Source organism: Rhodobacter ferrooxidans (genome assembly GCF_000176015.1).
In the GTDB taxonomy this organism is placed as follows: Bacteria; Pseudomonadota; Alphaproteobacteria; order Rhodobacterales; family Rhodobacteraceae; genus Pseudorhodobacter_B; species Pseudorhodobacter_B ferrooxidans.
Genome location: NZ_ACYY01000020.1, coordinates 13,436 through 36,604, shown reverse-complemented (window position 1 = coordinate 36,604; position 23,169 = coordinate 13,436). Strand labels below are relative to the sequence as shown.

Genomic DNA, 23,169 nt, shown 5'->3' with positions numbered 1-23,169 from the left:
ATGCCCCCGATCAGTTGGAACTGAACAGGCGGATCGCGGTGCGCGGCCGCTTGTTGACCGGCAGGATCGAGGCTTCCGTCAGGATGTTGATCCAGCGGTCCTTCTCGTCCATCAGCTGGCGCGCATAGAGCGGCAGGCCGATGGTGTTGGCGAGGCTGATCTGGTTGGCCGGGCCGCCATAGGTGGTGAAGGTGTCGATGGTGCCGATCGGGAAGGCGACGCCTTCGCCAGCCGGGATCAGCCGTTCCGCCGCCCCGGTCGAGAGGGTAACGGTGCCGCGATATTCCTCGAACAGGATGCCTGCGAAGGGGAAAGCCCGCCGCACATCCTGGCGCAAGGGCTGCGCCCCTGTGGCCGCGTAGAACTTGTAGGCGTCCTGCGTCAGGGCGTGGCCGATCAGCTTGTCGAAGAACTCCGGGCTGACCAGCGCGTAAATGCTGATCATCGACTCGCCCAAGAGGTTGTCCTCCACCGCCCGGATCGCCTCGCGCACCTTTTCCTGCACCTTGGTGGTGGCGGTGCCGAGGAGGAAGTCCACCGAGATTTGCCCGAGGCCAAGTTCGGTGAAGTAGTTGTAGAGGGTGATGCCAGCGCCATCCTTCACGATGCCGCGCAGGGCATTCATCTCCATGTATTCGCGGGTCTGGGCATGCTTGCGGCGCATCAGCGTCAGCTTGCGCAGCATCACGGTGGCCAGCTGGTCGTTCTCGTTTCCGCCGAACGCAGGCACGCCCTGAATGTCCGATGCCAGGATCACATCATCATGCGGGATCCACGGCAGGCCGAACGAGCGCATCGAGCGGCCCTCGCGGCTGGCAACCGTGGCGGGGGCACCCAAGGGCACCGAGGGCAGCACGTTCAGCGCCCCCTCGAACTGCTCGATGATGACCGATCGCTGGGTGATGCCTTCGAAGCGGAACAGGCCGATTTCGCCCAGCCTTGTGTAGAGGTTCGGCAGGATGTTGATGGCCTGAGTCATCTCGGCAAGCGAATAGCCGCCCGCGTCGAACGGGTTGCGAATGATGGCGTTCATGGTTTTCTCCGGGAGGTTGGGGGGTCAGGCGCTGGTGCGCGGCACGATGAGGGCGGCGGTCAGCTCGGCATGCTTGGTGGCGGTCTTGGGCGCGTCGTTGACGGTCGCGTCAAACACCAGCGCCGCTTTCGAGACGATGGCCGGGCCGCGCGCCAGAATGACACCGGTCGCATCGCCCGCCGTGGCATCAGTGGCCGTCAACAGCACCGCCACCGCCACGGCCGAGCCATCGACCGCGCCGACGGCGGCCAGCTTGTATTTGCCGCTGGCGGTGATCTTGCCTAGGACGGAGCCGACTTTGTAGTTGGTGCCGGTCAGCAGCGTCACCGCCTCGTTGGTGTAATTCGGGTTTTCCGAATATTTCAGAACGTCGCCCATGGTGGGCGATTGAGTGAGAGCAGTCATGGTTCAGTCCCTTTCGGTTCAAGGTGAGGGCGTCAGGCGGCTTTTCCAGCAGCGGTGGCGCGCTTGACAGCGGCCAGCAGCGGGCTTTCCGGCGCGGCCGATTTCGGCGGCGGCACGACGGCAACGGCGCTGGCATCGCCGCGCGCGGCCAACTGGTTCAAAATGGAAGCGCGCAGCGCGTCGGGCCGGAGCCCCTTTTGCACGGCTTCGGCCACGTCGATGGAGAGGCCAAGACGGGCCGCCTGCGCGCCAATGGTGGCCAGTTCCGCCGCCTCGGCACGGGCGAGGGCGACAGCCGTGGCGGCTTCGGTCGGCGCGGGCGCGGGCGGAACCACCGGGGCGGGGGACGGCTCGACAGGCGCTGGCACGGCCTGCACCTCGGTTTGATCGGTGGCGGGCGCTTCGGTCGTGCTGGTTGCGTTGGGTTTCATGATCGACTCCTTGGACTGGTGGGATTGCACCGGGCGTCCGGGCCCAGCGCTTCGGATTGTGCCGCGCCCGTTCAAGGCTGCGGCGAAGGCCGCGAAGGCAGATGCCGGGTCGGAAACTTCATCCGCCAGGCCCGCTGCCACCGCCTCTGCGCCGCGGTAACATTCAGCTTCGGTGGCCAGCGCCGCCTCGGCTGTCAGGCGGCGACCGCGACCGGCGGAGACGGTCTGGGCAAACAATGTGCGGAGGCTGTCGATCTCGCCTTGGATGCGCGCCCGCACTGGGTCGGGCAGCGGCGCGTAGGGATTGCCGTCGACCTTGTGCGCGCCGGAGTGGATCAGCGTGACGGTCACGCCATCGTCGGCGAGCTGCCCGCTCAGATCGGCGTGCATCACCACAACGCCGATGCTGCCCACCGCCCCGGTGCGCGGCAGGATGATCGAGGTGGCCTGCGAAGCCAGCGCGTAGCCCGCCGAGAAGGCATGTTCGGCGACAAAGGCTTGCACCGGCTTTGCTGTCCGCGCCGCGCGGATCGCATCGGCGAGATCGAACACGCCCGCGACTTCGCCGCCAAAACTGTCGATCTCCAGCGCAATGCCACGCACGGCGGGGTCGGTGACGGCAGCGGCAAGTTGTGCCGCGATCCCCTCATAGGACGTCTGCCCCGACGATTGCCCGATCCAAGCGCCGCGATGCACCAGCACACCAGACACTTCGATCACCGCAATGCCATCGACGATTGCGAACGGCGACTGGCCCTCGCGCCGGTAATCCGCTGCCAGTCCGTTGGTCAGGATCCCGGCGCGGGCGTGCGTGGTGGCAGCAACGACATCCTCTGGCGCGACCTCCAGCCCCGCCAGTCGCAATTGCCGCCCGGTGATGCGCGGCCCCAGCCCGGCGAGGAATGCCATGGCCTTGGACGGCTCGACCAGCAGCGGCGTGTTGAACGCCCGCTGGGCAATCTGGGCGTGGAACATCATGGTCCCTCCTGCGGGGCGGTGTCTTGGGTCGGATCCTGGTTGGGATCGGCGGCGTTCTGATCCGGCTCGTTCTGATCAGCATTCGGATCACCCGCACCCGGCCCTTGCGCCGGGGATCCCGGGCGGCGGAAGTCGAGGCCCAGCCTGCGCTCACGGTCACGCTCGGCGGCAATCTCGCGGTCCACCTGTTCGGCGTCGTAGCCGCGCTCGGCGATGGCTTGGGTGCGCGATTTCAGCCCGGCTTCGATCTGGGCAATCTCAGCATTGGCGTCCTTCAGCGGATCGACCCAATCCCACTTGGTCGGCAGCCAGTCGACCGCCAGATATTCGCCGCGGCGGCGGTCATACCCCGGCAACCGCAGTGCGCCCGCCAGCACGGCGGTGTCGATGAACCGCGCCCAGATGGGGCGGCACATCTGGAACACCATCACCGAACGCTGCCAGGCCGCGACGCGGCGGCGAAATTCGATCAGCGACAGCCGCGAATTCGAGAAGTTGCCCTTCGCCCCGTCGTTGCTGAGATATCCGTAGGGGATGCCCAGCGCGGCCGAGATTTGCAGCAGGGTGCGATACTGGAACGGCTCGTAAGTGCCGCCGGAATCGGCCGGGGCGCTGACGGTCACTTCCTCGCCGGGGTCAAGACGGACCACCTGACCGGGGGCCACCTCGTATTGATCGAGCGGCGCATCGGGGTCGAGGGGCTTCAGCGGGATATCCGGGGCCGGTGACGTGACGAACATCGCATACATCGCCGCCACCTTTTTGCGGTCCAGCTCTGCGTCATCATATTGATCGAGCAGGAACAGCTTCACGATGGCGGGGGCAAAGCGTGAGACGCCGCGCAACTGGCCAGCCTCGGCCGGGTCAATGATGTGCAGCACTTCCGAGGCTGGCACCCGCACCGTCTCGCCCGACAGCCCCGGATCGGTGCTGTCGCCGGGATGACGGCGCAGGAAGTGATAGGCGACGCGGCGACCGATAAGGTCGAACTCGATGCCTTGGCGGATCACGTTGCCGCCCGCCGCCACGGCGTTGTGGGGAAGCGGCAGCATTTCCGAGGGCAGCATCTGGACCTGCAACGGCACCACGAGGCCATCGTCTGCGCGGCGGGGGCGAAAGCGCAGGAACACCTCGCCGGTCATGAACACTTCGCGGGCTGCGCGGCGCTGAAGGCCGTAGAAATCCGTCAGCCCCTCGGCATCGGCCTCGTCGGTCCAGGCCAGCCAAAGCCGCTGCAATGCGTCCTTGCGCGCCGGGGTTGCGATGGTCGAGTTCGGGCTGATACCGTTGCCGACCGTGTTGGCGGCCCAGCTTTCGATGGCGTTGTTGGCATAGCCGTTGTTGCGCACCAGCCAGCGGGCGCGGGCGTTCATCTCGGGCCCTGCGCCTGCGATCAGCGCGTTGACATGGGCGCGCGAGGTGGTGAAGCCCTTCAACCGGCGCTGGCCGGAAGTGGCGTCAAACCCGCCGGGCAAGCCAAAGCCGCCGACCCAAGCGCCGACGCGCGCCCGCCAGTTGGTCCGGGTCATGTCACAAGTCCTTGCTGGCGAAGGTCCGGAACACCCGGGGGCGCGCGACCGCGGGATCTGACGCCGCAATCCGCCGCTCAAGATCGAAGATCGCTGTGGCAAGCTCGGCGTCCGAGCCATAGGTGATCTGCCGCCCGTCATAAGTGATAGACCGCACGCCGCCAAAGCGCATTCCAAGAAGGGCGCTGAGTAGCGCCTGCATTTCTGCCAAAGTCATTTTTGCTACCTCATATACGATGGACGCACCGCGCCGGTGCGGCGGCGGCGCGGTGTTTGCACCGCCCCGGCGGTCGGGGCGGCCGGGATCGCCACCTCGGGGGCGGCGATCACCTTGGTTTGCACGCCCGCTTGGGCTTCCAGCGACCGCCACGTCGCCTCGTCCCAGCGATCAGCGCCGAGGATCCACGCCGCAGCGCGGGCATAGACGCGGGCGTCCAGCGCCTCGTTGCGTTCGCGCATCTTCTGCCATTCCTGATGGCCAAAGCCGCGCTTGTTGCGCACCGTGACCAGTTGTTCCGCCACCAGCTGCTTCAGCCATTCGGTGTCGGCCCAGCTGGGCAGGTGGATCGTGCCGGGTGCATCGCAGACGCCAACGACGCGATCCTCGTCCGAGGGACGTTCCAGACGCAGAAAGCGATACGTTTCCGCCTTGAAGGTGGACACGGCGATGGTCCAGAGCCGCGCGCCGCGCCGCAGTCGCTTGCCGCCGATGGTGGCGTCGACGAACGTCGGACCCGACACCGGCGTTGGGCGGTTGAAGCTTTCCACGCCCTTGATCGGTGTCGCCTGGCCGTAGCCCACGGCGCGCGACCAGGCGTAAACCGCCGGGGCTTCATAGCCGGTGTCGATGGCGAGCTTGGACAACTGCATGACCGCGCCGCTCTCATGGACCCATGTCCGCCCCAGCAGCGTCGTCAGCTTGTCCCAGCAGGCCGGGTCGTCGGGGCCGCCCGGAATGACGATGTGTTCCACCAGCCAGGACTCCAATCCCCGGCCCCAGGCCCAGACGTCAACCTCGATCCGGTCCTTTTGCACATCGGCCCCGGCGGTAAGGAACAGCCCGAGGCGCGGCACGGTCGCCGCAAACACCTCGCGGCGATCCGCCAGCCGTTGCCATTCCGGCGCGTCGCCGGATTCCACCCACGTCTCGCCCAGCAACGTGTTGCGCGCGACGCGCAGCATCTCTTCCGAGCCTTGGGCGGCGAGCCAGCCCCGCGCAATCTCGGCCCAGCTTTTCCAGCCCAAGGGCGAATAGAGCGCCGAGATATGGAAGCCGATGGAATGCGGATCGGCAGAAGCGGCGGTCGCCCGCCATTCACCTTGCTCCAGCATCTGGGTCTTGTGATGCTCGGCGATGGGGCGCTCGCAGGCCTCGCAATGATAGGCTGCCGTGTCGGGCTGGCCCTTGGCCCAGCGCAGACGGTCAAACTGCAACCACTGCATCGCGCCGCAATGCGGGCAGGGCACAAAATACCGGCGCTGATCGCTGGCCTCGTATTCCCGCTCGATCCGGCTCAGGCCCCGGATCGTCGGCGTCGAGACCATGAACACCTTGCGCCGGTGCGAGAAGGTCGTGGTGCGCGCCTCGGCCAGCGTGACCGGATCGCCTTCCTCCTCCACCGAAGGCTTGTAGCCGTCCACCTCGTCAAGAAAGATGTAGCGCGCGGGCATCGAGCGCAGGCTTGCGGCCGAATTGGCCCCGGTCAGCACCAGGATGCCGCCGGGAAACTCCTTGGACAGCATCGAATTGCCCGCATCGCGCGACCGCGCCGGTTTGACCCGTTCGCGCAACGCCGGGCTGTCCGCGATCAGGGGATCGATCCGCCCGCGCGAGGTGCGCTTTGCCAACTCGATGGACGGCATCACCGCCAGCATCGGCCCGGGCGCGTGGTGGATCACATAGCCGATCCAGTTGTTGCCAGCCTCGGTCGCGCCCACTTGTGCGGCCTTCATGAAGCTGATCCGCTGCGCCGGATGGCCCGTCGACAGCGCATCCATGATCTCGCGCAGATAGGGGGTGCGCGCCGTGCTGTAGCGTCCTGGTTCGGCGCTGAGCGACGACAGCCAGCGATGCTGGTCGGCCCATTGCGACACCGTCATGTCCGGGTCGGGCGCCATGCCCCGCCGCCAGATCCGCAGAACGTCCTCGGCCCCGTCAAACCCGAGGTCGAGGTCAGCGGTCACGTCAACATCGTCACCCCAAGGAGACGCGGAGGTCTGCGAGGGCGGCAAGCTGTTCTCTGACATAAGCTTCCAGCACTCTCTGCAGGGTCGCAGCCTCGATCAGAACGATCTGTCCCGTTTGCTTTTCCACCTCCAAAGCCAATTTCGCAGCCATCAGCGCAGCCACCCTGTTGGGCCACGTCACCCATGTGTCGCGTTCCTGCCGCGCCAGCCTGAACACCAAGGCCTCCGCCCGGGCGCGATCCACCAGCACGCCCTTCTTCTTCTGGATCGCCAACTGACGTTCCTGCGCCTGATAGACGGTCAGCGCGGTGCGGGCCTTCAGATAGGACGAGCTGTCGGCTGGGCCGGAAAACCCGCTATCGCCGCCGGTGCGACCGGTGCCGCCGGTGCTGCGCCGCTGCTGGTCCGGATCGGTCATCTCCCCGCGACGCACATCGGACGCCGCCGCGTTGATCGACCCGTCGGCGTAAACCACCAGCCGACTGGCCTTGCGCGCCTTCTGGATCGCCCCGCGCGACAGGCCGGAATGGGCGGAATACTCGCGCTCGGACATACCTTTCATGGCGATTGCATCGTCCTCAAGTCATTGGAAATAAACAGGAAAGCCGGACTATTTCTGTTGATTACACTCGCGCACAGAGCGACTCTCGGATCAGGAAATCACCCCGGATCGGAGATCCAGATCATGACCATGGCCACCACCACCATCCGCATCGACCTCGCCACGCTGCCCGACCATCTCGACCGCAACCGCCCCAGCGTGGTGGCCGAAGTCATCGAGACCGCGCTGCGTGAGGGCGGGATCAAGGCCGACTGCTCGGACCTCTTCTCGCACCTCAAGATCGACCTGCCGACCGCGCAACTGGCCGCCGCCAGCGCGGTGCTGGTCGATCTGCAGCTGATCTGAGGCATCCCGATGAGCACGCGCGCGCAGATCGCCATCCAGATCGGCCCCGAGGAATGGGCGCATGTCTATGTGCATTTCGACGGCTACCCCGCCCACATGCTGCCCGCGCTGGCCAGATGGAAACCCGAAGACATCCTCACCGCCCGAGAAATCCGGCAGGTCACGCTCGAGGCGCTGGATTGCTTCAGCCCGCCCCGTGATCCCCGCATCCTGCCGCGCCCGACGCGGGAATTCGCGCACCTTTACATGTGGATCGGATGCCAGTGGGTGCATGTGGTGCCGCAGGTGGATGCGCCCGGAGTGCAATCAGAACGCACTGATATTGCTTGTATTTGCCTACACTTGCCGCCCCGCCAGAGCGATGGTGATTACACGGAAACGATGCAACTCACCCCGGAGACCACGCCATGACCACCCGCCGCGCCACCGACAATACCAAAGCCCTCGACGCCTTCATGACCACCAAGTTCCAGATCGACGCGATGCTGGAGCGTCTGATGGCCCTGAGCGACGACCATTTCGAGACCCATCCCGACGACATCAACTGGGGCCATGTCGGCACCCTGAACCACTACGCCAGCCTGCTGCGCCAGATCACCGACAGCGCCTTCAAGGAGGGCGAACATGCCGATTGATCCCGCCCAGCGCCATCAGATCGAACAGGACGCCCTCACCGCCGCATGGGAGGCCGAACGCCTCGCCGCCTTTGACGACGCCATCGCCCTGCTGCGCGAGATCGCGGGTCTGGAGCGCGACGACGATGGCGATGTGATCATCGGAGCGGATGCCGACGGCCACAACGACCTGATGTCGCGCATCGCCGCCTTCCTTGCCGCCAACGACCAATAGGGGAACGCCATGACCAAGCTGACAGAAACCCAGACCATCATCCTAAGCGCCGGAGCCCAGCGCCCCGACAACATCGCCCTGCCACTTCCCAAGGGGCTGGCCGGGGCGGCGGCCAAAATGGCCGTCAACAGGATGATCGCGCTCGGCTGGCTTCAGGAAGTTGATGCCAACCTGCGCCGCAATGAGCCGCTCTGGCGTGAGACTGGCGACGGCCACGGTACCACGCTGGTCGTCACTGACGCGGGGCTGCTGGCCATCGGGATTGAACCGGTGGAAGCGAACACCGCGCGGATGGGCGCATTGCGTACGCAGACCGAAGAACCCGCGTCGTGCACCACCACCGAATCCAGTCCCGCGCCGATGCCGCACACTCTGCGCGAGGGCACGAAGCAGTCGACGTTGATCGCAATGCTGCGTGCCCCCGAGGGTGCCACGATGGAGGCGATCATTGCTGCCACGGGCTGGCAAGCACATAGCGCCAGGGGTGCCATGTCCGGTGCCCTGAAAAAGCGCCTCGGTCTGAACGTCACCTCCGAGACGGAAGACCAGCGCGGCCGCGTATACCGCATCAAGGATGCTGATCGGGCACAAGCCTGATGAGGATACAAACCGACAGGGCAGAGACGGTCACTGCCTCTATGTCAGCAGCATCCGATTACGCCCAATCAATGTCCCGCTTGCGGCGTTGGTAATTCATTGCCACGACAGCAGATCGCGCGCTGCGGCTTGCAGGATGTCCTGAGCCATGCGCGGCTCGCATGTGTAGATGCCGCCCGGTTCGGGTTCGCCAACATTATCCGCAAACCAGCGCCGACCCTCGTCCGAAATCGGGCGCAGGATAACGATGGTCCCGTGATTGCTGATCTCGATGTGCTGCCAGTCGGACATGGTTTGAATCTAGCATTCGTGGCCGCGCACCGCCAGCGCAGTCAAGAGCGCCGCCAGTTTTCAAACAGCCTGCGCAAGGCGTAGCTCCGCAGAAGCGACATGGCGCTGAACAGCGCGCCGATGGCGAGGTTTTGGCCGACGCTCGGGTGCAGGCCAAACCATGGGAACACGACGATCTGCGTCGCCACAGCCAGCGCATAGCCCACGATTAGGTTGGTGACGGATTCGATCAGCGACAGCGGCGCGATTGGTTCACATTACCGGCTCCGTGGTCTGAAATTCCTCACGGATGACCTTGGCGGTCTCGGTCGCCATCAAGTCGCAAAGCACGCGCGCTGCAATACGGCCCACATTCACGATGATGCAGGCGTTCTCGTTTGGCGCGATCAGGAGGTCCTCGTCTTCGGCATTGCGGATGAACTCGCACGGAGTTTTGATCGTGAGGTGGTCGTCACTCGGGCGGATCAGCCAAAACACCCCGGCGCAATCATCGGGCTTATCGATATGACCTCGCAGAAACGGAGACAGCTGTTCCTGCACCAGCCCGAATGCGATAGACGGGCCAAGGCCGAGCCTGCGCAAGTCCTGTGCCGCCGCAATTGCCACCGCGTCTCGCCAGCTATACCAGCGCGCCTTGCCGGGCTTTGGCGTGTCTTGCGGCCGAAAGTCGTTGCGGGATATCGCCTGGTTCAGGTCCGCGCGTGTGATCGGAATGATCCGAATGAGGTCGGCGTTTCGCCAGATAGGGGCGTTGATGATCATTTCTGTCGTGTCTCCTTGCCAATGTTGGTCTCGTTACGATTTTCCAACTGCGCCTTTCGCCCCGTCGCCATTTCCCACCGCCGCACGGCAACGTCGCAATAGACCGGGTCCAGTTCCATCGCGAAGCAGCGCCGCCCAGCGCGTTCGGCGGCGACGATCTGGGTGCCGGAGCCGCAGAACGGCTCAAAGATCAGGTCGCCCGGATCCGAGAATGCCGTCAGCACCGCCTCGACCAGCGCCACAGGAAACACGGCCGGATGCGATCCTGCAGCGCCCAACCCGCCCTTGTGGCGCATGATCCGGAACACAGAGTCAGGGATGCGGTGGCTCTGGATCGCGTTGCCGGTTCCGGTCTTGGCGTGAACGGTGCCGTCGGCCCCGCGCAGCCCACCGCCGCCCAAGGTTTCCCCCGCGTGTTTGGACGGGACGGTCTTGTGCGGTTTGCGAGGCGCGCGGTTGAAGTGGAAAATGAACTCGTGCGACGGGGCCAGGCGGCCATTCCAGTCGCCCGGCAAACCCGGGCCCTGATCCCACACATACCAACCAAACCGACGCCAGCCAGAGCCGCGCATCCATTCCACCCATCCTTCCCAATAGGGCTGCCATTCGCTGTCGCGGTGCACGAGGCCGAGGTTGACCAGGACCTGCGCGTCGCCCGCGACCGGGGCGACGGTGAAGACGCCCTGCATCAGCGCATCCCAATCCCCGACCTTTTCCTTGGCCGCGCCATAGTCGCGTTGCTGGGCATAGGGCGGCGAGGTGAACATCAGCGTGGCTTGTTCGCCTTGCATCAACCTGGCGACGGCCGCCGGATCGGTAGCGTCGCCACAGCACAGCCGGTGGCGACCGAGCTGCCAGATATCGCCCGGCTTGGTGATGGGTTCGGCAGGTGGATCGGGGATCGCATCGGCCGCATCGTCAGAAATCGTCGGGCGGTCGTCGGCATCGGCCAACAGCGCGGCCAGTTCATCTTCCGGGAACCCCAGCAGCGAGATGTCGAAATCCTCGGCCCGCAGAAATGCCACCTCGTCGCCCAGCGCGGCATCGTCCCATTTGGCCAGCTCGGGCAGTTTGTTGTCGGCGATGCGATAGGCCCGGCGCTCGGTCTCGTCGAGATGGCTAAGCCGGATCACCGGCACCTCCTTCAGCCCCAGCATCGCGGCCGCCAGGACCCGGCCATGCCCGGCGATCAACTCGCCATCGTCGGCCACCAGGCAGGGCACGGTCCAGCCGAACTTCGCCATGCTGGCGGCGATCTTGGCGACCTGATCGGTGCCGTGGATCTTTGCATTGCGGGCGTAGGGGCGCAGCCGGTCGAGAGGCCAGGATTCAATCCGGCTCGGCAGCAGGGGCGTATTCATGCGGCCAGCCTCTTGGCCTTCAGGTCGGCGAAGGTCTCGCCAGTCTCGGCAAGCACCGCATTGGTGCCGGTGAATTGCTGCCAGCGCTCTATGGCCAGATCGACGTAGGCTGGGTTCAATTCGATGCCGAAGCACACCCGCCCGGTCGTCTCGGCCGCGATCAGCGTTGTGCCGGATCCCATGAAGGGTTCGAACACTGCTTGCCCGGGGCTAGAGTTGTTCAGGATCGGGCGGCGCATGCATTCCACCGGCTTCTGGGTGCCGTGCACCGTCGCGGCGTCCTGGTCCTTGCCGGAGATGTGCCAGAGGGTCGTTTGCTTCCGGTCCCCGGCCCAATGGCCCTTGCCCTTGACGCGCACCGCATACCAGCAGGGTTCATGCTGCCAGTGATAATCGCCGCGGCTGAGAACCAGCCGATCCTTGGCCCATATGATCTGCGACCGCACGGCAAAACCTGCCGCCGCCAGACTGTCGGCAACCTCGCCCGCATGCAGCGCGCCGTGCCAGACATAGGCGACGTCGCCGGGAAACAACGCCCACGCCTCGCGCCAATCGGCGCGGTCATCGTTCAGCACCTTGCCGGTGCGTTTGGTCTTGGCCGCACCCGCCTGATTGCGCCAGGACGGGTCGTATTCCACGCCATAGGGCGGGTCCGTCACCATCAGCAGCGGGCGCACGTCGCCCAGCAAGCGGCCAACAACATCGGCGGACGTGCTGTCGCCGCAGATCAACCGGTGCGATCCAAGCTGCCACAGGTCGCCCGCCACTGACACCGGCGTGACGGGCGGTTCCGGAATGTCATCCTCACCCTCGACCGCGCCACCGTCGACCTGATCCGGATCGTTCAGCAGCGCGTCAAGTTCATCTTCCGGGAACCCCAGCAGCGAAAGGTCGAAATCCTCGGCCAGCAGAAAGGCCACCTCGTCGCCCAGCGCGGCATCGTCCCATTTGGCCAGCTCGGGCAGTTTGTTGTCGGCGATCCGATAGGCCCGGCGCTCGGTCTCTTCGAGGTGGCTGAGCCGGATCACCGGCACCTCCTTCAGCCCCAGCATGATGGCGGCCAAAACCCGGCCGTGCCCCGCGATCAATTCTCCATCGTCGGCAACGAGGCACGGCACCGTCCAGCCGAACTTTGCCATGCTGGCCGCGATCTTTGCTACCTGGTCCGTGCCGTGGATCTTGGCATTGCGGGCATAGGGGCGCAGCCGGTCGAGAGGCCAAGATTCAATCCGGCTCGGCGCGAAGACCAGGTCCATGGGCGGTTCTCATTTGGGCGGGCGGACAAGCCGAAGCGCACCGGCGAGAAGGCCAGCGCGTGCTTCAGGATCCGCGATGTCGGGAAAACGAAAGCGCCCGCGAGGGGTTACCTCCGGGCGCTATTCTTCGATGATCAAGGGGTACGTCAAGGGGGGCACCTGTGTCAAACGAAAAATGCACGTGGATTCAACGGCTTCCCGGCAGATGGCTTCCGCTGGCTGGCTTCCGGCAAGGTGGCTTCCGCAAACTGGATTCCCTGGCTTCCGCAAAAGAATCCAGCACGCCAAGATCGTGATTCCGCAAGCCTTTGATAACGAGTCGCTTTTTCCAAGATCACCCGGCAGGTGGATTCCGCCTGGATTCCCCGGTGAAAGTGCCTGTCGCTAGCGAAACGCTGCGCTGCGCCCCCCCGCATACAAAAAGGGCTGGGGAGGAACCATGCCAGGGGGCCTCAGTTTTGACCGCGCTGCGGACTTGCCGGATCAATAGGTCTGATCAAGACCCTTTCAGGAAATCATCGACGAACTCGGACACCGGCGTGATGCCTGTAACCAAGAGATGGTCGCGCGCGCGGGTGCATGCCACGTAGAGGAGGTGCCGTTCGGTGTTGTAGACCTCTTCAAGGTCAGCATCATCAGCCACCGATTCAATGCGATCCGATTGGGGAATGACATCGTCGTCGCAGGCCATGACGACAACGGACCGGAATTCCAGACCCTTGGCGAAATGCATTGTGCTGATGGCGACAGCGCCACTCTCAACCTCGACCTTGTCGTTCAGTTCAACGGCGCGCGCACCGGCAGCCTTCACCGCAGCGCGGGCGCGCTTCAGTTCCGCATCGGACCGCACGAAGACGCCCACCTCGCTTGGTGCGCAGCCCTCCTTCAGCCGTTCATTGATCCAGTTGCCGACGACGCGACACTCATGGTCGGCATCGGCGCATGCCATCACCATCGGCGGCGGACCGTCGAACATCGACACTGTGCCACGCCGTCCCTCTGCGTTTCCGTCGACGTCTGAGACCGTTGTCGGAAGAAGCCTGTCGGCATGAAGGCGGATTTGATGGGACGTGCGATAGTTGATGCGCAGGGTGAAGGACCGGCCGCGCACGTCCAAGCCCAGCGCCTTCCACGAAAATGGCTGTTGGAAGATCCGCTGACCGAGGTCGCCTGCAAAGAATAGCCCATCCGCACGCCCTTCCGCCATCGCGGCGAAAAACCGTGCTTCAGCCACACCCAGATCCTGAGCTTCGTCGATGATCGCGAAATCATAGGGACGAGCGGATTTTCCCACCAGGCTATCCGTCAATCGCCCGAACACGTCCGACCAGGTGACAATGCGCCGTTCCACCAGGCCCGCCCGCACCCCTTCGAAGATGGACCAGAGGGCTTCGCGCTGTTTGCCGCCGATCCTGGTCTTGCGGCCAAGGCGGGACACGTCCCGATATTCGTCCCACGACCGCAGTTGCCAAGCGTCGACAACATCCTCCCATTCTCCGACAAGGAAATGGGTTGAGAAGCGATGACCTTCGACCTCTGATGCCGCCTTGGTGATCAGAGAGCGGATCAAGGCGGGTGCGGCGATCTGGGGTTGGCCGAACCGTTCGGAATAGAGGTCATAGCCAACCGTCGAGATCGCTTTGACGACGATCCGGGCGGCAATCAATGGCTCGCCTGCCACCAGACTGGCCAATTTGACCCGTAGAGAATTGGCCAGCGCTCTGGAGAAGGTGGTCAGCAGCACGGTCGAGCCGGGGTTAGCGCGCGCCAGATGTACAGCGCGGTGCAGCGCCACGATGGTCTTGCCCGTTCCCGCCGATCCGGACACACGGGTCGGACCGGAGAAGGACTTTTCGACCAGTTCGGCCTGAGCGGGATGCAGGAACACCGCCCATTTGTCCCAGGGGTAATCCAGCGCCTGCTTCAGCTCTTCGGCGTTGGTCAGCACCCGGAAACGGCGCTGAGCATCGGGATGGGCAAAGGGGTCGGCTTCGACCGGCGCAGGCTCTGGCGGATGCGGCTTTTCACCGACGGCCAGTTTCAACAGGGCTTCCTGCGCCTCTTGGGGAAGGTGTTCGATGATGTCGAACAGCGTGTCCTCGGTGGCCGCGCGAACGTCATTCACCCATTCTTCGGGCACGCCAAAGGCCATCAGTTCGAATTTGCGCAGGTTGTCGAACAACTTGACGGCTGGTTTCGCGGTGGCCGCCGGAATAACCGGCGACCCCTTAGGCTTGAAGATCTCCACCTCTTCGACCCGTTCGCGAACTTCCACCAGCTGCATGGCGCCCGTGGTCGGGTGTCGTTCGATCTTGCGCCGTTCCGCCCATTTGTAGGCGTCGTCGTGGTGATCGACATAGACCAGCAGGATGCTAGCGACCGTGCGGTGGACGATGATCCGGATGTCGGCATTCACCCGCACCGACCAGAAGTTCGTGTCCTTGGCGCGGTCCAGCTTATGGAACGACAGGCCGTTGGAAGTCGGATCCAACTGGAGATCGAAAGCCGTGGTTTTGGCCGCCTTCTGCTCCTGTGCAGTCAGGCGCCCTAGACTGTCGGTGAATGTGTCGGCGATCCGGAATTCCATCACATCAATGCTCTGTCGATCGATTGCGTTCCATTCTGCAGAACTCTTCGTAGTGCTTCTGGACGACGACAGGATGTGGGCGTCGCTCTGGAAGATCACGTTCCATTATGCGCTTTTGATCGAAATCCTGATACTCGGAATTCGATAAACCACGGGAAACAGAGAAGACTAGGTCTCCATTATGGTAGTGGAGGCTGATTAGGTGCCTGTCGAAAAGGCGGTGAATGTCAGCTCGCAATATGATGCCGTTTCGTAAGTGGTTTGTGTTGACCCCGCCATACCGATGCAGGTGCGCTGCCTCCAATGCATCTCTGACCGTACAGCCAGAAAGCGCACAACTTTCCCATTGCAAAAGAACGGCTTTCCTGAACTCGCGCGCGCCTTCGCGGATCGTAATCAGGGATTCCTTCTTCAGACGATCATCAACCTGAGCAGCGGGGTCAAAACCCAGTGGCTCATCCTCTTCAGCGAGACTCTGCGCGTCGGGCTGTCCCGTGGAGAGGGTCACCGTAAGCCGAAGGCGGTCCCCACCCAGCATACGGTAGCGGTCGATCAAGCCAAACGCAGGCTCTACCGCTCTGATGAAACCTTCTTCGTCCAGAAGCAGAATGATTTCCGGCGGCTCACGATTAGAAAGAAAGCCCAAGCAGCCTGCGTCAAGGGAACGAACCGATTGGTCGGCTGTCTTGAAGGCGTAAGGAACGGCCTGCTCTCCCGTTGCATACCAGATCGCGAGTAGAGTCTTCTCGAAAAAATCGGTCCGTCGCTGCTTCGTTGAAGCAACTTTCCTCAGTTCCTGGGGCGTGTACTTCTCGATGTCCTGGCCGACGTTGAACGGGTGTGACCCCTCCCAAGGTGGGATGACGACATTGAGCAAGGGCAGTGTGTCGCGTTCGGTCGGCGTCAGTCTCGGTTTCCGCACTGCCATCACTCCACCGCAAACACCTTCATCACCTCGTCGCCGAGGTGGTTGATCACCTTCACCGCGATCCGGCCTGACTTCGGTTTCGCGAACGGGCGCGAGGTGTCGGAATACAGGCTTTCCCAGGCTTCCTCGTCGATCTCGGCCTTCAGCGTGGTTTTCAGCGCCTTGTAGGGGTCGTTGGCACCGAGGAAATAGGCGTGGCGGACGAAGAAGGATTCCTCGTTGTAGTCGGTGTCCAGCATCCAGAGGGCAATGCCGTCGGTGCCCTCGCTTTGGACTTCGCCGGTCTGGGGCTTGAACACGTCCACGCCGAAGACCTGGACCGCCACCATCCCGTCGCCTGCATCAGTGATGCGGATATCAGGTTCGCCGAAAATCACGAACAGGTTGCCCGCACCGGTTGCTTTCAGGTCGGCAGCCATGTGCAAGTCGGGGTTCATCCGGGCCTTCAGCACGCGGATGCGGCCCAGCTTGTCGAACTCGGACGAATGGGCGTCGTAGTTGAAGGCGCAGGCGATCAGCACGTCGAAACTGGCGTCGCCTGCCTCGCGCGCGGCGGCGACCAGATCGGGGCGGGAAACGGTGCCGAATTCGGGGCCGATAAACACACCGGCGCGGCGCTGGGTGTCGCCTTCCATGAAGTTGCCCTCGGCGCTGATGTAGGTGCCGGGCCAGCCGGTCAGGGCGGTGAAGGTGATCCGGTCCTCCTTATGCGCCTGCTGCACGCCTGCGGCTTTCAGGTTTTCCAGGATCATATGGGCGAAGTCGGTGTAACTGTCGCCGCGTTCGGCCTTCTTGCGCCTGCCCTCGGCGGCCTCGTAGGTGTCGATCAGCTCGTCATTCCAATCGACGGCGAGGGTGCGGTGGGGCGACAGGCTTTCCACGGTGAAGGGGCCAGCGACACGGGTTTTGGTGTTGTCGGAGAAGGGCTTGTCGTAAAGGAATTCGAACTCGGCCTTGGCGGCGATGCTGGCGTCGATTTCGCGCTGGCGGGTGATGCGGGCCTCCCAGAACCGTTTCAGGGCGGATTGAGCGGTGGCGGGCCAGCCGGAGGGGGCTTCGCGCGGGATTTCCCATTCCATCAGGCCGTTCGCCGGGGCCAGTTCGCCAGAGGGGAGTTTCACTTCGCCGGCGGCGCGGAAGTCGATCTTTGCGCCAGCGCGGCCGCCGGTTTCCACCTTGAACGGGGTGGGGTGGCCGGACAGGGCGGTGTTGAGGGCGTCGCGGGCGGCATCGACGGCGGGTTGCAGGCGGTCCCAGATCACGTCGATTTCGGCGTTGTTGGCGATGGATTTCAGCGTGATGTGCGGCACGCGCTCATAGACAAAGCCCTGGCGGATGCTGCCCTGGGTAGCGGCTGATTTGGGCGGGGTGCGGGTAATCTCGCCTTCCTTCGCTTGGCCTTCCTTGCTGTCGGCCAGAAGGTAATAGGGATAGCGCGCGCCCATCAGGCGCGACCGGGCGAGAGCCACGGCGACGCGAGAGGTGTCGATGGTGATCCAGCGCCGCCCCCATTGTTCGGCGACATAGGCTGTGGTGCCAGAGCCGCAGGTGGGATCGAGCACCAGATCGCCGGGGTCGGTGGTCATCAGCATGCAGCGTTCGACAATTTTGGAAGAGCTTTGGACAACGTATGTCTTCTCTTCTGAAAAACCGGTCATAACGGTATCGCGCCAAAGATTATTTATTGGAGCTACTGCAAAATCGTCCAAGAAACGTCGGTACATGAGTGTATTGCCAATGGGCTGGAAGCGTCCAGAAAAACCAAGCCGCACAAATCCAGATTGATTGGATTTCCAACGTGATTTTTCAGAAGGGCGATACTGCTTTCCAGCTAGGTCAACTGGAAACCAACTGGCGGCCCCCTCACCTTTGTCCCGACCAATGCTTTGACTGGTTAAGTTATCTGCGGCAAAGACACGGAGGTTTTTATCAAGTGTGGTTCCATCGCCCTTAAACCGAGATACAGTCATATCACTTGGTTCTAAAGTCCAAGTATATTGAGTGGTTCCTTCGGAGCCGAGAGTTTTCCTGTTGTAAAGCTGTCGATATTTTGCTGCTGATTTCTTCTTAGCGAAATACAAGACATAGTCAAACACGCCAGAGAGTTCCAACGAGGTTGCGCCACTTGTTTTAGTAACTGCTATCGACGCGATGAAATTCTCATCCCCAAACACCTCATCCATCAGCGCCCGCACGCGGTGGACGTTCTCGTCGCCGATCTGCACGAAGATGCTGCCGCTGTCGCTCAGCAGATCGCGCGCCACGGTCAGCCGGTCGCGCAGGTAGGTCAGGTAGGAATGGATGCCGTCCTTCCAGGTGTCGCGAAAGGCGCGGACCTGTTCGGGTTCGCGCGTCACATGGGTCTTGTCGCCATCCTTCACATCGCGGGAGGTGGTGGACCACTGGAAGTTGGAGTTGAACTTGATGCCATAGGGCGGGTCGAAATAGATGCACTGTACCTGACCGCGCAGCCCCTCACGCTCGGCCAGCGAGGCCATCACCGACAGGCTGTCGCCCGAGATCATCCGGTTCGACCAGTGCTGATCGTGCTGGTAGAACTCGGTTTTCGCCTCCATATCGTCGGGCAGGCCGTTGAAATCGGCGAACATGTCGAACTGCGGGGCGTCGCGGGTCGCCTTGGCGCGATTGGCGCTTTCGCGTTTCAGGTCGTCGATGATGACCTTGGGGTGGACCTTTTCCTGGATGTACAAGGGGGGCGCCTGAACGATCAGGTCGGACCAATCCTGTTCATCCTTGCCGCGCCAGACTAACTGCGGGTCCAGATCGCGGTTGCGGCGTTCGTAGGCCAGCTGAATGGGCGTCTTGTCCTGATCCCGCATCAGGCTTTCGAATTCCGCCGTCGGAATGTTCTTGCGCGTGGCGTCATGGGTGAGGGTTTCGACCTCGATGGGTTTCTTGGCCATGGGTCAGTCTTCCAGTCGTTCAGGTTTTGTCAGCGACTTGCGCTCGTCCGAGACAAGGCGGCGCTCAACCTTTTTGATGTCTTCGTCGGGTGCAAGGGCTTCTGGACGGATGCCGCGGCTGAGCAGCGTTTTGCGCACGGCGTCGTTGTTGGTGACATGCTCTGCCGAGATCACAGGCTCGCTGGACATGCCATGGGCGCGAGCGTTGAAGATCGTGATTTCCGTCGCAAAATCCTTGGCTTTCAGGATGATCGTTGGCGCGAAATCCGCCAGGGGACGATTGTCCGGCACCTTCCAATGCGATTTCATCGCTGCAGTGGACTTACCGAACAGGGCGTGGTCGCCCTTGCTGCGGATCGTTGCGAAGTCCTGGTTGCCACCGGTTTGTTCATAGATGACGCCCGACAGTTCCTTTTCGGTTTCCGTCAGCTTCTTGCGGGCGGCGAGGCGTTCGGATTCCAGCATGCGCTGTTCGATCAATTCTGCACGACGCGTCTGGATGGCAAAGTAGGTCTGCGCGAATGCTATCTCGGACTTTGCCGGGTCGCCGTTCTGGGCGATAAGGTAGCAGGCAAAACGGGTCAGCATGATGTCGTCAATCTCGCGGCGGCTGCCCGAGCCAAGTTCGACCATTTTCCCGACGTCGGCAAAATGGTCGCGGACATCATGGCCCGATACCTCACAGGCTGTTTTCGCTTTGGTGATCACATTCAGGAAGTTGTCCCACTTCGCGTATCCGAGCAAAATCTGCAGATCACGGGCAAGCCAATACTCGACTCCCGACTCAGTTTGCTGTGCGTGGCCTTCAAAACTGACGGTGAGTTGCTGAATGACTTCTGTTTTCACGCCAGTTCCCCTTTGGAAATATGCATATTTATCAGAGTGTTGAAATCTTCTTCCATCTCATAGACGGCCGTGAACTCAGCGAACGCCCAGCGCCCGAACTTTTCAAGGTTGTTGACGCCCGGCACCCAGTAGCTGCGCATGGTGTTGGCCTTGTCCTTGGCATCCTCGCCTCGGTAGCCCTTGACCTCGACGATCAGGTTCAGCGGGTCGGGTTTGTCGTCGGCGGTGCGGCGGCCATCGTCGATCTGAACGATGAAGTCGGGGATGTATTTGTGCGGCGTGGAGCCGGTGAGATAGGGCACTTCCAGACCAAGCCCCTGGTTCTTGACGTAGGACAGGACCGCAGGGTGGCTTTCCGCGACCCGGGCAAACTCAGCCTCCCATCCGCTGTCGCAGACCACCCAGTTGACGTGGGACTTGTTCGGGGCCGTCTGCCAGCGCAGTTCCTTGGATGTGGTGAAGTTTACGAACGCGGTGGTGCCGGTGGGGTTGTAGGGATCCAGGATCGCCTTGACCGGACGTTCACCTTGCAGGGTCAGGGTGATGGCAGCTTTGATCCGCTCGGCCGCCATATCGGCGATTTCCTTGTAGACCAGCTGGGCGGGGTAGGTGCCGCCACTGCATTTCAGATAACCACCGTCCAACCATTGCCGTGTGACGCGTTTCAACTGACCGAACAGGTGCAGCTTCGGTACCTCGCCCGGATCGCGGTATTTGGTGTAGAGCAGGTGTCGCGCCAGATGGAACAGGATGGTGGACGACCGCATGTCTTCCAGATGCTCCAGCGTCAGGTCCACCCCTTCGCCGATGATGCCCTGATTGGTGGTGCTGGATGGGCCGAGAAGTTTCGGGGTCAGTTCCAGCACATGGTCTGGGCCGAAATTCGCCTCCAGCCGTTCATCGGGTAGTTCGACGCGATAGCCCTCGACGCGGGGAAAGGTGATTTCCAGTGCGTCGCGCTCGGGTTTGACCGCATGGACGCGGACGGTTTCGCGGGGCTTGGCCGGGGGAGACACCACAGGTTTGGCGGCGAAATCGAAGGGGATGCCGAGGACATCGGCATATTCGACGTTGAACAGGCCTTCTTCGTTCAGTTCATACGACTGGCGGCGCAGCGCGCGACCGACGACCTGTTCGCACAGCAATTGAGTGCCGAACGCCCGCACGCCCAGAACGTGGGTGACGGTGTTGGCATCCCAACCTTCAGTCAGCATCGAGACGGAAACGACACAGCGGATCTGTTCGCCCAGCTTGCCCTTCTTGCCGACGGTGTTCATCACCTCGCGCAGCAGGGTGGATTCGTCGATGCTGTCGCCCGCGTGAATATCGCCAGTGCGCTCGATCATCTCGCGCTTGAACTGCTCGATTTCCGTCGCGGCCATTTCGCGGAAATCTTTGTCCAGCGCCTCGCCAGACTCAAGCTGGGCGGAGTCGATCAGGATCGTGTTCGGGCGTGGCATCCGGTTGCCGAAGTCATCGTAGTTGCGGAACAGGGCGAGACGGCCGTTTTCCAGCGTGGTCTCGGTGCCATCATCGCTGACACGGTCAAAGCCGGAAACGTACTTGTAGATCAGCTCCGATGTCGCCGTGTTGTTGCAGACAACGATGAACACTGGTGGGACGCCGATCCCTTCCTCCTGCCAAAGATGAAAGGTCTTTTCATAGTGGCCGTAGAGGGCCTCAAGTGCTGTCAGCAGTTCGGCAGGCAGGCTTAGCGGATCAAGCGCCTTGCCCGCGACGCGCCCCTTTTTGGGAAGCTTCTTACCGATGTGTTCCCAAAGGTTGCGGAACTTTGGCGTGTCGCCACCTTCGATATTGTCAGCCACAGGCACGCGCGGCAACTTCACAATGCCGCATTCAATTGCGTCCATCAGCGAGAAATCCGACATCGTCCACGGGAACAGCGTGCCCTCGATATAGCCAGAGCCGCGCAGGAAGAACGGGGTCGCTGACAGATCGTAAACCAGGCTGATGCCCAGCTTGCGCTTGACCGCTTCCAAGCCAGAAATCCACATGCGGGCCGCTTCGTTGTTCTCCTTGGCCTCGCTCTTGTCGTCGCCTTTCAGATCATCCTCAGTGTCACCGACAGCATCCTTGACCCGCTCGCGGTAGCAGTGATGCGCCTCGTCGTTCAAAACGACGATGTTCTTCTGGCCCATCAGGTCGCCCATGACGCGCTGAATCATCTCGCCTTCGGTTTCCAGCGTCTGGACCTTGTCGCCACGCCAGCCTTCAAGGGCCTGGCGGGTGCCTTTGGCGATCACTAGTTTTTCACGCAACTTGAAGGCGTGGTAGTTGGTGATGACGATCTTGGCGCTCTGGATATCGCGCAGCATGTCGGGCGGTGTGATTTCACGGCTGCGATAGTAGCTTTCCGGGTCGTTGGGCATCAGTACACGCAACCTGTCGCGGATGGTGATGCCAGGGGAAACGATCAAGAATCGGCTGGAAAACGCCTTGCTGTTCGGGTGGCGCACGGCATTGACGGTTTGCCAGGCGATCAGCATCGCCATAACGGTGGTCTTGCCTGCACCCGTCGCAAGCTTCAGCGCCAAACGCAGCAGTTCGGGGTTCGCCTGTTCATTCGCCCCTTTGATGTGGGCCCAGAACTTGGCAACGCGCGGCCCCATCTTCGGAGCAACTTCTGTCAGCCAGATCGCGGTTTCCACTGCTTCGATCTGGCAAAAGAACGGACGGATGCCCTCAAATCTGTGGTGCCGCCAGTGTTGCAGCAGGCGTGCGGTCTCTGGCGTCACCAGCCATTGATCGGGGTTCGGCAGATTGCGCCAGGATTCGACATACCCCCGAACCTCGTTGATGATCGGGGTGGGGTTGTATTCTTGATCCGATGTCGAAAGTTCGTCATTGGCGCCGAGCAACAGGGACGCTTGTTTCGTGTTCTGCCGCTGCTTTTTCGTTTTGGGAACGGGTGTGATGAGATCGGAGCGCCGCCGGTTATCAAGGATGCGGTTTGTGGGTTGACCATCCTGATCAAGTTCCCAATGCCTGCCGGGGTACGCATAAGGCGAATTCAGGATCGGTTTTTCGAAGAACTGCTCAGACATCCGCCGCACCTTTTCCAAGGTTTTCTTTTACGGATGCCTTCTGTTCATCGATCCATCGATCAATATCGTTATGCCTGAAGCGCCACTGACCTCGAACCTTGAATGCCGGGATTTGGCCTCCGCGCGCCATCGTGTAGACGGTTTTCTCTGCAACCTTCAACAAAACCGCGACCTCTGGCAAAGTGAGAATAGGGTCCGACATGGACCTGCTCCTTCTCGAAATGTGAAAATTG

At 62.5% G+C, this 23,169-nt stretch carries 23 protein-coding genes; 5 read left to right on the top strand and 18 right to left on the bottom strand.

Features of this window, described 5'->3' with window-relative positions; all coding sequences use genetic code 11:
• Nucleotides 1-10: 10 nt before the first annotated feature.
• Genes RSW2DRAFT_RS13420 through RSW2DRAFT_RS13390 form a run of 7 tightly spaced genes read right to left on the bottom strand, consistent with a single transcriptional unit; the run spans nucleotide 11 to nucleotide 7,125 of the window.
• Entirely contained in the window at nucleotides 11-1,033 is a 1,023-nt protein-coding gene (locus RSW2DRAFT_RS13420; protein WP_008031843.1) for a major capsid protein, read from the bottom strand.
• Nucleotides 1,034-1,057: 24 nt separating this feature from the next.
• Nucleotides 1,058-1,438, bottom strand: coding sequence for a head decoration protein (locus tag RSW2DRAFT_RS13415; protein WP_008031842.1), 381 nt, complete (start codon nucleotides 1,436-1,438; stop codon nucleotides 1,058-1,060).
• A gap of 32 nt (nucleotides 1,439-1,470) precedes the next feature.
• Nucleotides 1,471-2,844, bottom strand: a complete 1,374-nt coding sequence (locus RSW2DRAFT_RS13410) for a S49 family peptidase (protein WP_040672228.1) — start codon at nucleotides 2,842-2,844, stop codon at nucleotides 1,471-1,473.
• Nucleotides 2,844-4,376: a phage portal protein gene (locus RSW2DRAFT_RS13405; protein WP_008031840.1), complete on the bottom strand. Its 1,533-nt coding sequence runs from the start codon at nucleotides 4,374-4,376 to the stop codon at nucleotides 2,844-2,846. Before RSW2DRAFT_RS13405 ends, RSW2DRAFT_RS13410 begins: the two co-directional genes overlap by 1 nt.
• A 1-nt stretch (nucleotide 4,377) precedes the next feature.
• Nucleotides 4,378-4,593, bottom strand: coding sequence for a phage head-tail joining protein (locus RSW2DRAFT_RS13400; RefSeq protein WP_008031839.1), 216 nt, complete (start codon nucleotides 4,591-4,593; stop codon nucleotides 4,378-4,380).
• A 5-nt stretch (nucleotides 4,594-4,598) separates the two neighbouring features.
• Nucleotides 4,599-6,623 (bottom strand): phage terminase large subunit family protein, encoded by a 2,025-nt coding sequence (locus RSW2DRAFT_RS13395; RefSeq protein WP_008031838.1) that lies wholly within the window; start codon nucleotides 6,621-6,623, stop codon nucleotides 4,599-4,601.
• Nucleotides 6,571-7,125 carry a hypothetical protein gene (locus RSW2DRAFT_RS13390; RefSeq protein WP_008031837.1) on the bottom strand — a complete coding sequence of 185 codons (555 nt, stop codon included), beginning with the start codon at nucleotides 7,123-7,125 and terminating at the stop codon, nucleotides 6,571-6,573. The genes RSW2DRAFT_RS13395 and RSW2DRAFT_RS13390 overlap by 53 nt, the downstream gene beginning before the upstream one ends.
• A gap of 123 nt (nucleotides 7,126-7,248) precedes the next feature.
• Between RSW2DRAFT_RS13390 and RSW2DRAFT_RS13385 the strand changes: the two genes are divergently transcribed.
• The 5 genes from RSW2DRAFT_RS13385 to RSW2DRAFT_RS13365 are packed head-to-tail and all read left to right on the top strand — an operon-like array spanning nucleotide 7,249 to nucleotide 8,916.
• Complete coding sequence (locus RSW2DRAFT_RS13385) at nucleotides 7,249-7,470, top strand: hypothetical protein (RefSeq protein WP_008031836.1); 222 nt, start codon at nucleotides 7,249-7,251, stop codon at nucleotides 7,468-7,470.
• Between the two features lie 9 nt (nucleotides 7,471-7,479).
• Nucleotides 7,480-7,881 carry a hypothetical protein gene (locus RSW2DRAFT_RS13380; RefSeq protein ID WP_008031835.1) on the top strand — a complete coding sequence of 134 codons (402 nt, stop codon included), beginning with the start codon at nucleotides 7,480-7,482 and terminating at the stop codon, nucleotides 7,879-7,881.
• Nucleotides 7,878-8,105, top strand: coding sequence for a hypothetical protein (locus RSW2DRAFT_RS13375; RefSeq protein ID WP_008031834.1), 228 nt, complete (start codon nucleotides 7,878-7,880; stop codon nucleotides 8,103-8,105). Before RSW2DRAFT_RS13380 ends, RSW2DRAFT_RS13375 begins: the two co-directional genes overlap by 4 nt.
• Entirely contained in the window at nucleotides 8,095-8,319 is a 225-nt protein-coding gene (locus RSW2DRAFT_RS13370; protein ID WP_008031833.1) for a hypothetical protein, read from the top strand. The genes RSW2DRAFT_RS13375 and RSW2DRAFT_RS13370 overlap by 11 nt, the downstream gene beginning before the upstream one ends.
• A 9-nt stretch (nucleotides 8,320-8,328) precedes the next feature.
• Nucleotides 8,329-8,916 (top strand): DUF3489 domain-containing protein, encoded by a 588-nt coding sequence (locus RSW2DRAFT_RS13365; RefSeq protein WP_008031831.1) that lies wholly within the window; start codon nucleotides 8,329-8,331, stop codon nucleotides 8,914-8,916.
• A gap of 96 nt (nucleotides 8,917-9,012) precedes the next feature.
• On the opposite strand, the gene RSW2DRAFT_RS13360 is transcribed toward RSW2DRAFT_RS13365, so the two are convergent.
• From RSW2DRAFT_RS13360 to RSW2DRAFT_RS17505, 11 genes are all read right to left on the bottom strand, one after another.
• A complete protein-coding gene (locus RSW2DRAFT_RS13360; protein ID WP_008031829.1) occupies nucleotides 9,013-9,207 on the bottom strand; it encodes a hypothetical protein in 195 nt (64 codons plus the stop codon).
• A 41-nt stretch (nucleotides 9,208-9,248) separates the two neighbouring features.
• On the bottom strand, nucleotides 9,249-9,437 hold the full coding sequence (locus RSW2DRAFT_RS13355; protein ID WP_449314182.1) for a DUF7220 family protein: 189 nt from the start codon (nucleotides 9,435-9,437) through the stop codon (nucleotides 9,249-9,251).
• A 22-nt stretch (nucleotides 9,438-9,459) separates the two neighbouring features.
• Nucleotides 9,460-9,969, bottom strand: a complete 510-nt coding sequence (locus RSW2DRAFT_RS13350) for a hypothetical protein (protein ID WP_008031827.1) — start codon at nucleotides 9,967-9,969, stop codon at nucleotides 9,460-9,462.
• Nucleotides 9,966-11,330 carry a site-specific DNA-methyltransferase gene (locus tag RSW2DRAFT_RS13345; protein WP_008031825.1) on the bottom strand — a complete coding sequence of 455 codons (1,365 nt, stop codon included), beginning with the start codon at nucleotides 11,328-11,330 and terminating at the stop codon, nucleotides 9,966-9,968. The genes RSW2DRAFT_RS13350 and RSW2DRAFT_RS13345 overlap by 4 nt, the downstream gene beginning before the upstream one ends.
• A complete protein-coding gene (locus RSW2DRAFT_RS13340; protein WP_008031822.1) occupies nucleotides 11,327-12,586 on the bottom strand; it encodes a site-specific DNA-methyltransferase in 1,260 nt (419 codons plus the stop codon). Before RSW2DRAFT_RS13340 ends, RSW2DRAFT_RS13345 begins: the two co-directional genes overlap by 4 nt.
• Before the next feature lie 496 nt (nucleotides 12,587-13,082).
• Entirely contained in the window at nucleotides 13,083-15,173 is a 2,091-nt protein-coding gene (locus RSW2DRAFT_RS13335) for a 3'-5' exonuclease (protein ID WP_008031821.1), read from the bottom strand.
• A gap of 4 nt (nucleotides 15,174-15,177) precedes the next feature.
• Complete coding sequence (locus tag RSW2DRAFT_RS17220; protein WP_008031818.1) at nucleotides 15,178-16,101, bottom strand: HNH endonuclease; 924 nt, start codon at nucleotides 16,099-16,101, stop codon at nucleotides 15,178-15,180.
• Nucleotides 16,101-19,025 (bottom strand): site-specific DNA-methyltransferase, encoded by a 2,925-nt coding sequence (locus RSW2DRAFT_RS13325; protein ID WP_008031816.1) that lies wholly within the window; start codon nucleotides 19,023-19,025, stop codon nucleotides 16,101-16,103. The genes RSW2DRAFT_RS17220 and RSW2DRAFT_RS13325 overlap by 1 nt, the downstream gene beginning before the upstream one ends.
• 3 nt (nucleotides 19,026-19,028) lie before the next feature.
• The gene (gene dinD / locus RSW2DRAFT_RS13320; RefSeq protein ID WP_008031814.1) at nucleotides 19,029-19,871 is read right to left on the bottom strand and encodes a DNA damage-inducible protein D; all 843 of its coding nucleotides are present in this window, start codon (nucleotides 19,869-19,871) and stop codon (nucleotides 19,029-19,031) included.
• Complete coding sequence (locus RSW2DRAFT_RS13315) at nucleotides 19,868-22,936, bottom strand: BPTD_3080 family restriction endonuclease (RefSeq protein WP_008031812.1); 3,069 nt, start codon at nucleotides 22,934-22,936, stop codon at nucleotides 19,868-19,870. Before RSW2DRAFT_RS13315 ends, dinD begins: the two co-directional genes overlap by 4 nt.
• On the bottom strand, nucleotides 22,929-23,138 hold the full coding sequence (locus tag RSW2DRAFT_RS17505; RefSeq protein WP_008031810.1) for a helix-turn-helix domain-containing protein: 210 nt from the start codon (nucleotides 23,136-23,138) through the stop codon (nucleotides 22,929-22,931). Before RSW2DRAFT_RS17505 ends, RSW2DRAFT_RS13315 begins: the two co-directional genes overlap by 8 nt.
• Between the last annotated feature and the right edge of the window lie 31 nt (nucleotides 23,139-23,169).

What these genes read in the sequence shown, in the direction of transcription:
- RSW2DRAFT_RS13335 (WP_008031821.1), bottom strand. Translation starts at nt 15,173, where the DNA reads ATGGAATTCCGGATCGCCGACACATTCACCGACAGTCTAGGGCGCCTG.
- RSW2DRAFT_RS17505 (WP_008031810.1), bottom strand. Translation starts at nt 23,138, where the DNA reads ATGTCGGACCCTATTCTCACTTTGCCAGAGGTCGCGGTTTTGTTGAAG.
- RSW2DRAFT_RS13410 (WP_040672228.1), bottom strand. Translation starts at nt 2,844, where the DNA reads ATGTTCCACGCCCAGATTGCCCAGCGGGCGTTCAACACGCCGCTGCTG.
- RSW2DRAFT_RS13365 (WP_008031831.1), top strand. Translation starts at nt 8,329, where the DNA reads ATGACCAAGCTGACAGAAACCCAGACCATCATCCTAAGCGCCGGAGCC.
- RSW2DRAFT_RS13350 (WP_008031827.1), bottom strand. Translation starts at nt 9,969, where the DNA reads ATGATCATCAACGCCCCTATCTGGCGAAACGCCGACCTCATTCGGATC.
- RSW2DRAFT_RS13370 (WP_008031833.1), top strand. Translation starts at nt 8,095, where the DNA reads ATGCCGATTGATCCCGCCCAGCGCCATCAGATCGAACAGGACGCCCTC.
- RSW2DRAFT_RS13405 (WP_008031840.1), bottom strand. Translation starts at nt 4,376, where the DNA reads ATGACCCGGACCAACTGGCGGGCGCGCGTCGGCGCTTGGGTCGGCGGC.
- RSW2DRAFT_RS13345 (WP_008031825.1), bottom strand. Translation starts at nt 11,330, where the DNA reads ATGAATACGCCCCTGCTGCCGAGCCGGATTGAATCCTGGCCTCTCGAC.
- RSW2DRAFT_RS13390 (WP_008031837.1), bottom strand. Translation starts at nt 7,125, where the DNA reads ATGAAAGGTATGTCCGAGCGCGAGTATTCCGCCCATTCCGGCCTGTCG.
- RSW2DRAFT_RS13400 (WP_008031839.1), bottom strand. Translation starts at nt 4,593, where the DNA reads ATGACTTTGGCAGAAATGCAGGCGCTACTCAGCGCCCTTCTTGGAATG.
- RSW2DRAFT_RS13375 (WP_008031834.1), top strand. Translation starts at nt 7,878, where the DNA reads ATGACCACCCGCCGCGCCACCGACAATACCAAAGCCCTCGACGCCTTC.
- RSW2DRAFT_RS13395 (WP_008031838.1), bottom strand. Translation starts at nt 6,623, where the DNA reads ATGTCAGAGAACAGCTTGCCGCCCTCGCAGACCTCCGCGTCTCCTTGG.
- RSW2DRAFT_RS17220 (WP_008031818.1), bottom strand. Translation starts at nt 16,101, where the DNA reads ATGGCAGTGCGGAAACCGAGACTGACGCCGACCGAACGCGACACACTG.
- RSW2DRAFT_RS13360 (WP_008031829.1), bottom strand. Translation starts at nt 9,207, where the DNA reads ATGTCCGACTGGCAGCACATCGAGATCAGCAATCACGGGACCATCGTT.
- RSW2DRAFT_RS13380 (WP_008031835.1), top strand. Translation starts at nt 7,480, where the DNA reads ATGAGCACGCGCGCGCAGATCGCCATCCAGATCGGCCCCGAGGAATGG.
- RSW2DRAFT_RS13340 (WP_008031822.1), bottom strand. Translation starts at nt 12,586, where the DNA reads ATGGACCTGGTCTTCGCGCCGAGCCGGATTGAATCTTGGCCTCTCGAC.
- RSW2DRAFT_RS13385 (WP_008031836.1), top strand. Translation starts at nt 7,249, where the DNA reads ATGACCATGGCCACCACCACCATCCGCATCGACCTCGCCACGCTGCCC.
- RSW2DRAFT_RS13415 (WP_008031842.1), bottom strand. Translation starts at nt 1,438, where the DNA reads ATGACTGCTCTCACTCAATCGCCCACCATGGGCGACGTTCTGAAATAT.
- RSW2DRAFT_RS13420 (WP_008031843.1), bottom strand. Translation starts at nt 1,033, where the DNA reads ATGAACGCCATCATTCGCAACCCGTTCGACGCGGGCGGCTATTCGCTT.
- RSW2DRAFT_RS13315 (WP_008031812.1), bottom strand. Translation starts at nt 22,936, where the DNA reads ATGTCTGAGCAGTTCTTCGAAAAACCGATCCTGAATTCGCCTTATGCG.
- RSW2DRAFT_RS13325 (WP_008031816.1), bottom strand. Translation starts at nt 19,025, where the DNA reads ATGGCCAAGAAACCCATCGAGGTCGAAACCCTCACCCATGACGCCACG.